This window comes from Streptococcus sp. 23.2, assembly GCF_016648665.1.
GTDB lineage: Bacteria > Bacillota > Bacilli > Lactobacillales > Streptococcaceae > Streptococcus > Streptococcus salivarius_E.
Genome location: NZ_JACLQJ010000007.1, coordinates 63,384 through 77,569 on the forward strand (window position 1 = coordinate 63,384; position 14,186 = coordinate 77,569).

The 14,186-nt window shown below is 38.4% G+C and carries 13 protein-coding genes; 11 read left to right on the plus strand and 2 right to left on the minus strand.

Annotated elements, in window-relative coordinates:
• Positions 1 to 3 precede the first annotated feature (3 nt).
• The 9 genes from H7T98_RS05290 (at position 4) to H7T98_RS05330 (ending at position 9,482) form a co-directional block, all read left to right on the plus strand.
• On the plus strand, positions 4 to 3,021 hold the full coding sequence (locus H7T98_RS05290) for a glycoside hydrolase family 2 TIM barrel-domain containing protein (RefSeq protein WP_155222651.1): 3,018 nt from the start codon (positions 4 to 6) through the stop codon (positions 3,019 to 3,021).
• A 437-nt stretch (positions 3,022 to 3,458) separates the two neighbouring features.
• Positions 3,459 to 4,679, plus strand: coding sequence for a hypothetical protein (locus H7T98_RS05295; protein WP_247915509.1), 1,221 nt, complete (start codon positions 3,459 to 3,461; stop codon positions 4,677 to 4,679).
• A gap of 93 nt (positions 4,680 to 4,772) precedes the next feature.
• The gene (locus H7T98_RS05300; protein ID WP_155222650.1) at positions 4,773 to 5,615 is read left to right on the plus strand and encodes an aldo/keto reductase; all 843 of its coding nucleotides are present in this window, start codon (positions 4,773 to 4,775) and stop codon (positions 5,613 to 5,615) included.
• 134 nt (positions 5,616 to 5,749) lie between these two features.
• Positions 5,750 to 5,965 carry a type II toxin-antitoxin system RelB family antitoxin gene (gene relB, locus H7T98_RS05305; protein ID WP_013990356.1) on the plus strand — a complete coding sequence of 72 codons (216 nt, stop codon included), beginning with the start codon at positions 5,750 to 5,752 and terminating at the stop codon, positions 5,963 to 5,965.
• Positions 5,955 to 6,209: a type II toxin-antitoxin system RelE family toxin gene (locus H7T98_RS05310; RefSeq protein WP_201061428.1), complete on the plus strand. Its 255-nt coding sequence runs from the start codon at positions 5,955 to 5,957 to the stop codon at positions 6,207 to 6,209. The genes relB and H7T98_RS05310 overlap by 11 nt, the downstream gene beginning before the upstream one ends.
• Positions 6,210 to 6,347: 138 nt before the next feature.
• Complete coding sequence (locus H7T98_RS05315) at positions 6,348 to 7,034, plus strand: YoaK family protein (protein ID WP_201061430.1); 687 nt, start codon at positions 6,348 to 6,350, stop codon at positions 7,032 to 7,034.
• Positions 7,035 to 7,124: 90 nt separating this feature from the next.
• A complete protein-coding gene (locus H7T98_RS05320; RefSeq protein ID WP_195413950.1) occupies positions 7,125 to 7,757 on the plus strand; it encodes a nitroreductase family protein in 633 nt (210 codons plus the stop codon).
• 163 nt (positions 7,758 to 7,920) lie between these two features.
• Positions 7,921 to 8,604: a response regulator transcription factor gene (locus H7T98_RS05325; protein ID WP_201061431.1), complete on the plus strand. Its 684-nt coding sequence runs from the start codon at positions 7,921 to 7,923 to the stop codon at positions 8,602 to 8,604.
• The gene (locus H7T98_RS05330; protein WP_201061433.1) at positions 8,604 to 9,482 is read left to right on the plus strand and encodes a sensor histidine kinase; all 879 of its coding nucleotides are present in this window, start codon (positions 8,604 to 8,606) and stop codon (positions 9,480 to 9,482) included. The genes H7T98_RS05325 and H7T98_RS05330 overlap by 1 nt, the downstream gene beginning before the upstream one ends.
• A 475-nt stretch (positions 9,483 to 9,957) precedes the next feature.
• Here the strand turns inward: H7T98_RS05330 and H7T98_RS05335 are convergent, their stop codons facing one another.
• Both H7T98_RS05335 and H7T98_RS05340 read right to left on the minus strand, forming a co-directional pair.
• Positions 9,958 to 10,713, minus strand: coding sequence for a hypothetical protein (locus H7T98_RS05335; protein WP_201061435.1), 756 nt, complete (start codon positions 10,711 to 10,713; stop codon positions 9,958 to 9,960).
• Positions 10,714 to 10,717: 4 nt separating this feature from the next.
• Positions 10,718 to 11,638, minus strand: a complete 921-nt coding sequence (locus H7T98_RS05340) for an ABC transporter ATP-binding protein (RefSeq protein ID WP_201061437.1) — start codon at positions 11,636 to 11,638, stop codon at positions 10,718 to 10,720.
• Between the two features lie 248 nt (positions 11,639 to 11,886).
• Here H7T98_RS05340 and H7T98_RS05345 point away from each other — a divergent pair, with 248 nt between their 5' ends.
• Both H7T98_RS05345 and H7T98_RS05350 read left to right on the plus strand, forming a co-directional pair.
• Positions 11,887 to 13,179 carry a PTS sugar transporter subunit IIC gene (locus tag H7T98_RS05345; RefSeq protein WP_201061438.1) on the plus strand — a complete coding sequence of 431 codons (1,293 nt, stop codon included), beginning with the start codon at positions 11,887 to 11,889 and terminating at the stop codon, positions 13,177 to 13,179.
• Positions 13,166 to 14,029: an alpha/beta hydrolase gene (locus H7T98_RS05350; protein ID WP_060971972.1), complete on the plus strand. Its 864-nt coding sequence runs from the start codon at positions 13,166 to 13,168 to the stop codon at positions 14,027 to 14,029. The genes H7T98_RS05345 and H7T98_RS05350 overlap by 14 nt, the downstream gene beginning before the upstream one ends.
• The last annotated feature ends 157 nt before the right edge of the window (positions 14,030 to 14,186 follow it).

The window sequence follows — 14,186 nt, forward strand, 5'->3', positions numbered from 1 at the left end:
TCTATGAACACGACTGAAAAAATTCAAACTTACTTAAACGATCCAAAGATTGTTAGCGTTAATACTGTTGACGCTCACTCAGATCATAAGTATTTTGAATCTCTTGCAGAATTTTCTGAAGGGGAGATGAAGTTAAGACAATCTCTTAATGGAAAATGGAAAATTCACTATGCTCAGAATACAAATCAAGTTTTAAAAGACTTTTATAAAACAGAATTTGATGAAACTGATTTGAATTTCATCAATGTACCAGGTCATTTAGAGCTTCAAGGTTTTGGTTCTCCACAATATGTGAATACCCAATATCCTTGGGATGGTAAAGAATTCCTTCGTCCACCTCAAGTTCCTCAAGAATCAAATGCTGTTGCATCATATGTTAAACATTTTACCTTAAATGATGCATTAAAAGATAAAAAAGTATTTATCTCATTCCAAGGGGTTGCCACTTCCATCTTTGTATGGGTCAATGGTAACTTCGTAGGATACAGTGAAGATTCATTTACACCTAGTGAATTTGAAATTAGTGATTACCTTGTTGGAGGTGATAACAAGTTAGCGGTAGCTGTTTATCGTTACTCTACAGCAAGCTGGTTGGAAGACCAAGACTTCTGGAGACTGTACGGTATTTTCAGAGATGTTTACTTGTACGCTATTCCAAAAGTTCACGTTCAAGATCTCTTTGTTAAGGGAGATTATGATTACCAAACAAAAGCAGGTCAATTGGATATTGATTTGAAGACTGTTGGTGATTACGAAGATAAGAAAATTAAATATGTTCTTTCAGATCATGAAGGCATCGTTACAGAAGGTGATGCATCTGTTAATGCTGACGGTGAACTATATGTAAGTCTTGAAGGTTTGCAAATCAAACCTTGGAGTGCTGAAAGTCCTAAACTTTACAATTTGACCCTTCATGTTTTGGATGATGACCAAGTTGTTGAAGTCGTTCCAGTTAAAGTTGGATTTAGACACTTTGAAATTAAAGATAAACTCATGCTTTTGAATGGTAAGAGAATTGTCTTTAAAGGGGTTAACAGACACGAATTTAACGCTAGAACAGGACGTTGTATCACTGAAGAAGATATGCTTTGGGATATCAAAGTAATGAAACAACATAACATCAATGCTGTTCGTACTTCTCACTATCCTAACCAAACACGTTGGTATGAATTGTGTGATGAATATGGACTTTATGTTATCGATGAAGCCAACCTTGAAACACACGGTACATGGCAAAAACTTGGTCTAAGCGAACCTTCATGGAATATCCCAGCTAGTGAACCAGAATGGTTGCCTGCTTGTTTGGATCGTGCCAATAACATGTTCCAACGTGATAAGAACCATGCTAGTGTTATCATTTGGTCTTGTGGTAATGAATCATATGCTGGTAAAGATATTGCTGACATGGCTGATTACTTCCGTAGTGTTGACAATACTCGTCCAGTTCACTATGAAGGTGTTACATGGTGTCGTGAATTTGATTACATTACAGACATCGAAAGTCGTATGTATGCGAAACCAGCTGATATTGAAGAATACCTCACTAACAATCCTCAAAAACCTTATATTTCATGTGAATACATGCACACAATGGGTAACTCTGGTGGTGGATTGAAACTCTACACTGACTTAGAGAAATATCCAGAATACCAAGGTGGATTTATTTGGGACTTCATTGACCAAGCTATTTACAAACCACTTCCAAATGGTAGCGAATTCCTATCATATGGTGGTGACTGGCATGATAGACCTTCTGACTACGAATTTTGTGGAAATGGTATTGTCTTCGCAGATCGTACCCTAACTCCAAAACTTCAAACAGTTAAACATCTTTACTCTAATATTAAGATTGCTGTTGATGAAAAATCAGTAACTATCAAGAATGATAATGTCTTTGAAGATCTTTCTGCTTATACTTTCCTAGCTAGAGTTTACGAAGATGGTAGAAAAGTTAGCGAAAGTGAATATCACTTTGATGTTAAACCAGGTGAAGAAGCAACATTCCCAGTAGAATTCGCTGTTGGAGCTTCAAATGCTGAACGAATTTATGAAGTTGCTTGTGTTCAGAATGAAGCAACTGAATGGGCTCCAAAAGGACATGAAATTGTTCGTGGTCAATATGTTGCTGAAAAGATTAGCACTGAAACACCAGTTAAAGCACCTTTGAATGTTGTTGAAGGCGACTTCAACATCGGAATTCAAGGACAAAACTTCTCTATCTTGCTTTCACGTGCACAAAATACGCTAGTATCTGCTAAGTATAACGGTGTTGAATTCATTGAGAAAGGTCCTAAACTTAACTTTACTCGTGCTTACACCGACAACGATCGTGGTGCTGGATATCCATTCGAAATGGCAGGCTGGAAAGTTGCTGGAAACTATAGTAAAGTTACAGATACTCAAATTCAAATCGAAGATGACTCTGTTAAAGTGACTTATGTTCATGAATTGCCAGGCTTGTCTGATGTCGAAGTTAAGGTAACTTATCAAGTTGACTACAAGGGTAGAATCTTTGTTACTGCAAACTATGATGGTAAAGCAGGTTTGCCAAACTTCCCTGAATTTGGTCTAGAATTTGCTATCGGTTCACAATTTACAAACCTTAGCTATTATGGATACGGTGCAGAAGAAAGCTACCTTGATAAACTTCCTGGTGCCTATCTTGGTCGATATGAAACTTCTGTTGAAAAGACATTTGCTCCATATCTAATGCCACAAGAATCTGGTAATCACTATGGAACTCGTGAATTTACAGTTTCTGATGATAACCATAATGGTCTTAAATTCACCGCACTTAATAAGGCATTCGAATTCAGTGCTTTGCGTAACAGTACTGAACAAATTGAAAATGCTCGTCATCAATATGAGTTGCAACAATCTGATGCTACATGGATTAAAGTTCTTGCTGCTCAAATGGGTGTCGGTGGTGACGACTCATGGGGTGCTCCAGTTCATGACGAATTCTTGGTTAGCTCAGCAGATAGCTATCAATTGAGTTTCGTGATTGAACCACTCAACTAAAGTATTATTGGACTTTGCCTCCAACGATATATATGATAAAGGAAACTCGAAAGGGTTTCCTTTTGTCATGGTTTGAAGTAAGAAAAAAGGAAACAGATCTCTGTTTCCTTTTAAAATTTAACTCAGTTTTCAATTCCTTTAAAAATGGGAGTGGTCAAGTAAAATTATGAAAAAGTGAGTTAAAGTTATTGATATAGAAAAGGAACTAAACCACTCCCAAGACGTTAATGATTTTTTGTAGCTTTAAATGAAACTTGAAGATTATGCCTTGATGTTAATCGTCCAATGGCACTCTATCTAATATGAGTGTACAACTTTGAGTCTAGATGTCCAAAAATAAGACTCTATGGATTCTTATCTGTATTGTGATTGGCGACTATTTTTGTCAATAAAAATTTAAGAGGTTGTTGATTTCACTTAGAATATAGTAATGTTCTATGAAAACGTATACAATAGTAGTTAGAGAAATAAACATAGATTGGAGAAGATTGATGACATCATCTTTTGAAGACTTCACAAAAAAAGCAGAAGCATTCTTAGAAGAACATATTACAGAGTATCTCAGTGTGGACATGGCTCTTGAAGATTTTGCAAGACAATACAACCAAGGGCTTTTTGATGAGATTACTTCCCCTGATTCAAAGCAGGAGAGAGCTTGGAAACTCATTGAAGAGGCTTATCATTATCACGAGGAAGATCCTTCGAGAAGTCAGGAATTTTTGACAGAAGCTTTAAAACTAGATCCTGAAAATCTTGATGCTAAGCAGATGCTCTTAACTTTTCAAAGTCCACTTGAACATCTAAAAGGCCTAATTGCTTTAGAAAAAGAGCAAAGGTCCAAGTGGGATCAAGGTCCAAAAATGGGCTGGGCTAATCTTGACGAGCGTCCTTATTTGTCTTTGAAGTATAATCTTGCTAAATTTTATTTAAGCAACAGTATGAAGCGGTTTGCTATTAAGGAATTTGAAGAGATTCTAGAGATAGATGTTCAAGATCACATGGGAGTCTGTTACGAATTGATGGCTACCTATTGTAATCTGGAGGAGTTTGATAAGGCTAAAAGCTTTTTCGAATGTGAGCAAATGGAATATCACGAAGAAGATTTGATGATAGTACCAATGATGACGGTCTCTCTAATGACGGGACATAGTGAGGATGCGGATTTCTATTTTGATCTTCTCTATGCAAAAAATCCAGAGTTCGAAAATTATTTAAAAATGATTGAACAAGGTGATGAAGAGCGTCTAGTTGCCGAAACGCTTAAAGTCAACCCTATCTTATTTGAAGCCAATAGTATGCAAAGTCTTTTAATGGTTTTTAATCAAGTCGTTGATCTGTCCCAGTCAGAATATTATTTTACTTGGTTAATCGAAAAATATCGTGCAAAACGTCCACAAAGACATGTTGCGAAAAAGAAAAATCCAGAATTGCACAAACTAATTAGAGAATTGGAAAAAAGTATAGAACCAAGCAAAGCCCTCCAAGGACTTTCAATAAGTGTGGAGCGTATACTTCGTCAACATAGCTTAATAGAATTTAAAGATTTTAAAAAGAAAACGGAAGAGGAAGTAGCAGCGATTAGAGGAGTTGGAAAGGTGAGCATGGAAATCCTTAAAGAAAATGGTGTTGTCTTTAAAAAGAAGCGGAAAAAGAAGTAAGGAACTATTCATCAAACAAGCCATAGCAAATCTTTGCAATTTTATCTTATATCCTTTAAGATAATTCTGTTACAACTTGAAAAGGAGAACAGGATGGAAACATATACACTTTCAAATGGCGTTACGATTCCTAAAATTGGTTTTGGGACTTGGCAGATTCCAGAAGGGGAAGAAGCTTATAACAGCGTTAGTTTCGCACTTAAGGCGGGTTACACACATATTGATACGGCGCAAATCTACGGTAACGAGGTTTCTGTAGGTAAGGCGATTGCAGATAGTGATGTGGCGCGTGAGGATATTTTCCTAACGACTAAACTCTGGAATGACAAGCACGATTACGATTTGGCTAAGGCCTCTATCGACGAGTCTCTTGAAAGACTAGGTGTGGATTATTTGGATCTTTTGCTCATCCACTGGCCTAATCCAAAGTCTCTTCGTGAGAATGATGCTTGGAAGGTTGGCAATGCAGGTGCTTGGAAGGCAATGGAAGAAGCCTACAAAGATGGTAAGGTGCGTGCTATCGGTGTGTCTAACTTTATGCAGCATCATCTTGATGCTCTCCTTGAAACGGCTGAAATTGTGCCACATGTCAATCAAATTCTTTTGGCTCCAGGTTGTGCCCAAGAAGATTTGGTTGCCTATTGCCAAGAGCGTGACATTCTTCTTGAAGCCTACAGTCCACTAGGTACTGGTAGCATTTTTGGAAATGAAGACGTAGAAGCAGTGGCTGAACGTAACGGAAAATCTGTTGCTCAAGTTGCCTTACGTTGGAGCCTTCAAAAAGGTTTCTTGCCACTACCTAAGTCAGTGACAGCAAAAAATATCGAAGCCAACTTGGATATCTTTGACTTTGATTTGTCAGAGGAAGATATGGCAGTATTGGATAAGATTCAAGGCATTAAAACTCAGGATGATCCTGATACAGTTAATTTTTAATAGGACTGCAAGCAACTCGTGAGGGTTGTTTTTTTCTATTGTTTTACGAATAAAAGTATGAACCTATTATCAAAATTGACAAAAAGGAGGAGTGGTAATACAATGGTGTTACAAAAGAGAACGAGGTTAAGGGTATGACAACAATTACATTGAAGGTTTCAGAAGCAGATAAGAAGTTCATGCAGGCAATTGCGAAATTCGAAGGCGTATCCTTGTCAGAATTAATTCGTACCAAGACTTTAGACGCTATTGAGGATGAATACGACGCTAGAGTAGCCGATTTGGCTTTGGCAGAATATGAAGACTATCTTGAAAACGGTGGGGAGGTGCTAAATTGGGATGACCTATAAGATAGTACCCATCCCTAAATTTGCCAAAAATTTTAAAAAGTTGGAGCCTTTCGTCAGAAAACAAATTAAGTCTTATCTCAATCGTGTCACAGATAATCCAAGAGCCAAGGGTAAGGCCTTGGTTGCCAATCGCACTGGACAATGGCGCTATCGTATTGGTGCCTATCGTGTTATTGTCAATATTCAGGACAATGAACTAATCATACTTGCCCTCGAAGTCGGTCATAGACGTGATATCTATTAGTATCAAGACTTATAATATCCCAGATTCCGTTAATTTTTAATAGGACTACAAGCAACTCGTTAGGGTTGCTTTTTTCTTGTCTCTTTTAATTTGCTATAATGAAACTGTTATTTTTTATTTATAGATGGGAGTTACGTAATGGAGTCTCGAAATCTTTTGCCTCAGAATACACGTATGATGGCAAATTTACTTAGTTTTTCAGGGGGAGCTTTGGATGTCTTTTGTCATATGTACTATCATAGTTTGGTTGCTACACAGACTGGGAATATCCTTCTCTTGGTCGCTGACTGGCGGAACAGTAGTATGTACTATAACTTGTTGCGTTGCTTTTCAATCTTATTCTTTTCTTTAGGCTTTCTTTTTGGCATGTGGTTTAAAGACCAGCGTAAGAATGCCTATTGGCGAGTTTATGGTCTGCTTCCACTTTGTGTGATGACAGCTATCCTGCCTTTTCTACCTTCAAATGCCTTGATTGAGCTCCCGATTATCGCTTTTTCTGCAGGTATCATGATGAAGACTTTTACTGGCAGTCAGATTGAGAATCATCCCTTCGTGATATTTATGACCTCAGGAAATTATCGAAGGATGTTAACGGCCATCTATTATGCCATTCAGGGAAGTGGTGATCAGAGAGAATATCGTCGTCAGGCTGTCAATTATAGCTTTATCGTAGGGAGCTTTGTCGTTGGCGCTATCGTCTCAGCCGTTCTGATGCATTTTGTGCATCTTAAGTCAATCTGGCTAATCACACTCAGTCTTATTATCATCATGGTTTACTATTCATCTGAAGTGAAACGGCTAGGGCTCAAGGAAACTAATCTTTAGTCGTCTGTAGCAAATATTTTTGATAACAATTGTCTTGTGTTATAATTTTGATTATATTATTTTCATTTAATCAAAAAAAGGAGACATAAGATGCCTGTAGTAAGCAATGATTTTTCAGATATCGTTTATAACCGTCGTTCCATTCGTAACTTTGATCCATCTATTAAGATTCCGCGAGAAGAACTGTTGGAAATCCTAGATAAAACTGTCACAGCACCATCATCAGTCAACATGCAACCTTGGCGTTTTGTTGTCGTTGATAGTGAGGAAGGCAAGGAAAAATTGACACCTTTCGTCAGCTACAATGGTGTGCAAAATGAAACATCATCAGCCATGGTCCTTATTTTTGCCGATTTGAAGAGCCAAGAAAGAGCTGAAGATATCTACGGTAAGGCTGTTGCTCAAGGAAAAATGCCTGAAGAAGTCAAAGAAAAACAACTGTCAAGCATTGTGCCAATGTATGAAAATGCTCCTCGAGAAATGATGAATGAAATTGTCCACATTGATGCTAGCCTTGCTGCTATGCAGTTGATGTTGGTTGCTCGTTCTTATGGTTATGATACCAACGCCATCGGTGGTTATAAAAAAGATGGGCTTGCCAAAGCCTTTGGACTTGATGAAGACCGTCATGTACCAGTTTTGCTCATTGCTCTTGGGAAAGCCAATGAAGAAGGCTTTGAGTCTGTTCGTTTGAATGCTTCTGATGTGACGACTTTTGCTTAATAAATAATTGACCGTAAGTCTCGGAAGTGGAGGCTTGCGGTTTTTATTTTTCCTTTTATGCTATCAATAACTCATAATGCACCTTGTCATTAATTTGGCTTTTTGTTAAGATGAAAGAAAAAGTGAGCGTATACAATCGGTAGTATCATTGGAGGATTAAGACATGGCACGTATTTTACAGATTGAAGACAATGAGGATATCCAGAATATTCTTTTTAACTTGTTTTCTGAAGAACATGATATTATCCAAGCCTACTCTGGAACCGAAGGAGAGCTTTTGTTTCAAAGTCAAGAGATTGATTTGGTTCTCCTAGATATCATGTTACCGGGTAAGGGTGGCGAAGAAGTGCTTAAGTTTATCAGGCAAAGAAGCTCTGTTCCTGTCATTATGCTGACAGCCTTGGGTGACAAGCACTTGATTAGTCAGTACTTACTTGATGGTGCAAATGATTATATCGTTAAGCCCTTTGATTTTGAAGAAGTTTATGCGCGTGTCTCGGTTCAACTACGTGAACACAGCAAGGGAAGTAGTAAGCCTGATAACATCTATCAAGTCAAAAATATCACGATAAACCCAGACAGTTTTGAAGTCTCCTGTCAGGGAAAAGTCATTCGTTTAGGTAAGAAAGAGTTTCAAATTTTCCACACACTCCTTCAAAATCCAAAGAAAATTTTTACTAAAGAGGACCTTTATGAGACGGTTTGGGAAGCCCCTTATCTATCAGGTGATAATACATTGAATGCACAGTTGAGTAATCTACGTAAGAAACTAGCCCAAGTGGATGCGGGTACGGAGTATATCGAAACGATTTGGGGCTTAGGTGTGCGACTTAAAGGAGAAGACTGATGGAAGGACTGCTTATTGTATTGATAGGACTTCTTCTGGGAGCGACTACCTGTCTAGTTCGTTACTATTTGGCTGTAAAATCTCTCTCAAAGCAGATTGAAGAAAAGCTAGTTGAAGAAAGCCATCGACGAATTACTCTGAAAAACCAGCCAAAATCATTGGTTATCCTAACGAATCGGATTGAGTCTCTCTTTACCCAAATTGAAAAGACTAAGCTTGTCGCTCTCCAAGAAAAGAAAACCATGGACATGGCTATCAGTAATATTGCCCATGATATACGAACACCACTGACAGTAGCGAGCGGCTATGCTCAGCAAAGTCTTCGAAGTAGTAGTGAAGATGACATGGCTATGGAGAAGATTTCTAAAAATCTACTGACTGTTTCAAAGCGTTTGGAAGCCTTGTTGGAATATCGACGATTAACAGAGGGGGCCATCCAACCACAATTTCAAGATGTGGACTTTTCTCAACTTGTGGTTAAGTCTATCCTGCCTTACTATGACATGTTTCAGGAGACAGGGATTACACTAGATATTCAAGTAACCCCTGATATCCAATGCGAAATGGATGCTGATATTTTTGAACGTCTATTTCAGAATATTATCAGTAATGTTCTAAAACATGGTAAGACTCAAGCTCAACTGACATTGCAGAAAAAGGACGATGGCATTTATTTGTCAGTTAGTAATATGGTCCAACAGCCGATACAGCATCTGGACCAACTAACGACCCGCTTTTATTCTGAAAATCTGTCAGATACCGAGGATTCCTCTGGACTTGGACTTTATATCACCGAACACTTAGTCCAAGTCTTAGCGGGTGAGTTACATTTGGCCTATGAGAATGAATGGTTTTATTTAACAGTGAGGTTAAAATAATTTCGGAAAACAACTCAACCACCGATTTGATTTAGCAAAAAATCTTTGATTCTAGAATTTTTTTTAATATAGAAAGTAACATTATTCATACTGTTTTCTTGATTCTATTTACTATCAGTGATAGAATGAAGATGTTGAGAGGATATCGTAGGACGACTGGTAACAGAGCGTTCAAAGGTACCAGTTTCTGGTACGGGTGCGGTGCTACCTTCAGCTTCGGGCTGTAAAGAACCCTTACTGACATTGGTCCTCTTTTTTAGTTGTCGTCAACTTTTGTTGGTGACTTTTTTTATATTTTAGATTTTGAAAGAATCCATAAATTTATACAAACTCTCGTAAATAAAATAGATATCTTCAAAGTAAACAAACACTTCTACATCAAAAATATGAATTGTTTCGCACCTCCGGAGAGAAACGGATTTGAAGTTACAGAATAAAAATAACATCGCGCGCGTGCACGATGTTATTTTTGTTCTCATAAATCTTGTTTTTCAAAGGTAATCATGCCCAAAGCTGTGAATGCTAGGATAAATGCTAATGCTACTATCGCAGTATTTTGAATGATAGTTTTATCTGCAGTCATGGCGTAATTAAAGTTAAGTGACAAGTATTTCAAAATTTCTACTTTAGGGAAGATTGCTGTTGGTACGGTTAAAGCTACCAAACCAAGGGTGTAGGTCACAAAGGTTGTCACGATAGAATGTGTGAGGTAGAGGGCAACCGTGGTCAGACTTACCCAAGCTAGATTACACAAGAGTTGGAGAAGGAAAGTTAAGGCAAAGTTTCTAACAAAGTGATCAGGTACAGTTCCAAGACCGTGGCAAAGAGTACCTAGAACAAAGGCAAGGCCGTAAGACAGGAAGAGTTGTCCTAAAGTAATCGCTACAATGACGGTTGCCTTGGCGAAGAAGAACCCGCTTCGTGAAATACCAGAGGTGAGATTATTCTTGTACAATTTTTGTGCTAAATCAACACCCAAAATGATAGAGACCACAATTAAAGTGAAGAGGACTGTTATGGAGATACTACTAGAGTAATTAATCAGTGATCCGACACCAGTCCACGAAGAGGCGCTTTTAACGGCTTGTTTTGCCCCAGTTTCTACGCCTACATGCCCTGTGCCTCCCAATAGGACACCAGAAATAATGTTTAGGGCTAGGATAATTTCAGAAATCCAAAATCCTTTAGAACGGAAGAGTCGATAGAAATCGGCGTGAATAGTGTGTAACATGGCTCTACCTCCTTTCTGAATCTACTAGTTGTGTGAAGTAGTTTTCTAAGTCTTGACGTTTGTAGTAAATTTCATCGATGTCAACTTCTTGTTTAACCAGCTCTTTGACAATTGCCTTTATAACATGGGATTTGTCAAAAATATGAATTTCATTGTCGCTGTTAACCACTTTGAAGTGTTGATAGAGTTGGTCTTGGAGAATGCGACTAGCCAGGGCTAATTGGTTAGTTTTAAGAACGATATAGTCTTCGCTGAGATGTTCGAATTCGTCCTTAGTGATTTCACGGATGATGTGACCGTGATCAATAATGCCAAAGCGGGTTGAAAATTGATAGAGTTCAGACAAGATATGGCTAGAGATGAGAACTGTCATACCTTGCTCCTCGCTCAATTTTTTAATCATTTGGCGGAATTCTTTGATAGCAACTGGGTCGAGACCATTAATCGGTTCATCTAAAATAAGTAGGTCTGGTTTTGCAATCAGTGCAATAGCGATACCTAGACGTTGCTTCATACCCAGTGAGAAACTCCGAAATTTTTTCTTGCCAGTGTGTCCAAGTCCAACTGTATCAAGGATTTCATCAATGACCTTGTCAGGATTTGGAACGTGATGAATCTTGCAGTAGTAACGTAGGTTTTGACGTGCATTGAGATGATTCAGGGCAACTGGTGTTTCAATCACAGAACCAACACGTTTCAGTGCGTGAGTCCACTCTGATTTGGAGTTAGAGTGGAAGAGGGAAACACTGCCTTGGCTAGGGCGGATGAGTTTAGTGATGACTTTAATCAGTGTTGTCTTACCTGCTCCGTTTCTTCCGATAAGGCCATAGACCTCACCCTTTTCTAAGGTCAGGTTTACATTGTCGAGTGCTAGGTGTTGGCCGTAACGTTTAGTCAGATGTCTGACCTCAAGTACCTTTTTCATGATAAGCCTCCTTTCGCTTATTTGATACCGCTTTCTTTTCATCTTTATTGTAGTATAAAGTCATTAAATAAACATCAAGAAATTCTCAAATATTTCTTAAATTTTTCAAGAAATCATGAAAATGGTGGTGACTAAATTCTGATAGTGTGTGCTTTAACCCACGATTAAGGTAAGGCCTCTCTCTTTGTGTTATAATGAAAAAAAACGTTGAATGTAAAGTTTATTTTGCCTTTTACTAGGAGTCTTTTATGACAAACTATTTGGTCCAGAGGTTTCTCTGGTTTCGTGAGCGAGGCTTCGTCCAAATTACGCAGAAAACCTTGGTTTCGCTCTTTCCCTTTTTCCTATTTTCAGGAATTATTCGGGTGATTTCACTATCTGTCTTTTCGGAGCTTGGTTATATTAACCAATTGTTTTCAGTTTCTGACTGGTTACCGGCCTTTAAGATAACTGGGCAGGTGCTCATTAATCTTTCTAACTTTCTTGGTGGCTTAGCAGGGCCCTTATCAACCTACTTTGCAGGAAAATACACAGCTGGTCACTATGGTAGAAGTACTGGTACAGCTGGTGTGACATCCCTTTTGGTTAGCTTAATTATAGGATCGCAGGAGCTGTTGCTGTCACCGCTAAACGATGGTGTTTTGACTCGTATCAATTTACCGGCTTCAATCAACATTATGTTGGCTATCTTTGTGGGCTATCTGGTTGGCCAGATTTTTCGCTTTTCAAGAGCTAGTGATGATCAGATTGTGGACAAGGACTATATTTATCAACCAAAGACCGTCCGTCCCATTTTTTTGTCACTCATTTTAGCTATTGGACTTAACATTCTCTTTGTGATTGGAGAGCAAGATAATGTTTTTCTGATGATTAGACAGGTTACCTCTACCTTTACTGTAACTGATAATCAGCTGTTCTCAACCTTTATGATGGGACTTTTGAACACTTTTTCTGCTTGGATTGGAAATAGTCAGGCTTTTGCCCTAAATTCAATTGCTGATGATAGTTTTGCCTTGGAAAATTTGACCTATGCTGTTTCCCATCATACGACGACTGGGCTTCCCCACCTTTACACACTAACAAATCTTTATCATAGTTATGGCTTGGTTGCAGGCATTGGCTCAGGGCTAGCCCTCTTGGTGGCTCTGCTTTTAGCATCAACCAGTTATAAGGATAAGAAGGTGAGTCTTCTAAGTGTCTTTCCTAGTCTCTTTAACAATGGGGCTCCATTTATGGTGGGGATACCAGTCTTGCTTAATTTAGTTTATCTGGTTCCTTTCCTACTGGCACCTATAATCAATATGGGCATTGCTGCGGTGGCCTTGGCTATTCATCTTATGCCAGCTGCGGTTTATCCAGTTCCAGATGGTACACCAAGTCTTCTTTTCGCCTTTATCGGAACTGGGGGTAGTTTACGAGCTCTTGCTGTTAGTCTGCTCTGTTTTGCAGTCGACATTGTTATCTTTATTCCATTTGTGCGTCTGTCTAATAAAGTACAACACGGTCTAAAAGAGGAAGGAGAGAGCATTGAAACTAAATAAAAAAACTAAGTTGGTCTTTATCCTTGTTGCTTTCTTTCTCATTGGGCTAGCCGTCCCATCCTATAGTTGGACTAGGAAAAATGTCAAGGAAATAGAGACTTTCTATAATTCAAAATTGTCTCCCATTATCATGATTCCAGGGAGCTCCGCTACGGAAAATAGATTCGATGGCCTAGTACGTAAGCTCAATCAAGACCGTCCTGGTGTCAAGCATAGCCTCCTCAAGGTTAAGGTTTGGAACAATGGACGGATTACCTTTGAGGGTAAAATCAAGGATAAGGATAACGAGCCAGTCATTGTTATTGGATTTGAGAATAACAAAGATGGCTATAACAATATCAAGAAACAAACCAAGATGATGAATCAGGCATTTGAAGCCTTGCAGAATAAATACAATTTCAATAATTTTAAAGGGTTGGGGCATTCAAATGGTGGCTTGATTTATACGGCTTTTATTGAAAATTATCTTAGCGACTACGATGTCAAGATAAATTCTTTGATGACTATCGGAACGCCCTATAATTTCACTGAAACCAATATTAAAAATAAATCGGTCATGCTAGCAGACTTTATAGCTGCTAAGGAGAATATTCCGGCTACCCTACATGTCTATTCGGTAGCGGGAACCATCACCTATGATTCGGACGAATTGGTTCCCGATGCTAGTGTGTCCGCTGGGAAATATATCTATCAGAATCAGGCAAAAAGTTATACTGAAATCACTGTTACAGGTGAAGATGCCCAACACTCGGATTTACCAACCAATGATGAAGTAGTGGAACTAATCAAACAACATATCGAGGGACAAGGTGTTCGTAAGAAGCAAAAGACCAATCTAGAACCTCAATAGGCTAGAATACTATGTATTATTAGTCTAGTTAGTTATTGTCAAATACAAAAGAATAGAGTCTACGATGGCTCTATTTTTTTAGTGTAAGACTAACTCTATAAGTTGTTGTAACTCCTTGTTTTACAACGTTGGTTTTGTTATAATTGATTGAAAAGAA

What these genes read in the sequence shown, in the direction of transcription:
- H7T98_RS05290 (WP_155222651.1), top strand. Translation starts at nt 4, where the DNA reads ATGAACACGACTGAAAAAATTCAAACTTACTTAAACGATCCAAAGATT.
- H7T98_RS05295 (WP_247915509.1), top strand. Translation starts at nt 3,459, where the DNA reads ATGAAAACGTATACAATAGTAGTTAGAGAAATAAACATAGATTGGAGA.
- H7T98_RS05300 (WP_155222650.1), top strand. Translation starts at nt 4,773, where the DNA reads ATGGAAACATATACACTTTCAAATGGCGTTACGATTCCTAAAATTGGT.
- relB (WP_013990356.1), top strand. Translation starts at nt 5,750, where the DNA reads ATGACAACAATTACATTGAAGGTTTCAGAAGCAGATAAGAAGTTCATG.
- H7T98_RS05310 (WP_201061428.1), top strand. Translation starts at nt 5,955, where the DNA reads ATGACCTATAAGATAGTACCCATCCCTAAATTTGCCAAAAATTTTAAA.
- H7T98_RS05315 (WP_201061430.1), top strand. Translation starts at nt 6,348, where the DNA reads ATGGAGTCTCGAAATCTTTTGCCTCAGAATACACGTATGATGGCAAAT.
- H7T98_RS05320 (WP_195413950.1), top strand. Translation starts at nt 7,125, where the DNA reads ATGCCTGTAGTAAGCAATGATTTTTCAGATATCGTTTATAACCGTCGT.
- H7T98_RS05325 (WP_201061431.1), top strand. Translation starts at nt 7,921, where the DNA reads ATGGCACGTATTTTACAGATTGAAGACAATGAGGATATCCAGAATATT.
- H7T98_RS05330 (WP_201061433.1), top strand. Translation starts at nt 8,604, where the DNA reads ATGGAAGGACTGCTTATTGTATTGATAGGACTTCTTCTGGGAGCGACT.
- H7T98_RS05335 (WP_201061435.1), bottom strand. Translation starts at nt 10,713, where the DNA reads ATGTTACACACTATTCACGCCGATTTCTATCGACTCTTCCGTTCTAAA.
- H7T98_RS05340 (WP_201061437.1), bottom strand. Translation starts at nt 11,638, where the DNA reads ATGAAAAAGGTACTTGAGGTCAGACATCTGACTAAACGTTACGGCCAA.
- H7T98_RS05345 (WP_201061438.1), top strand. Translation starts at nt 11,887, where the DNA reads ATGACAAACTATTTGGTCCAGAGGTTTCTCTGGTTTCGTGAGCGAGGC.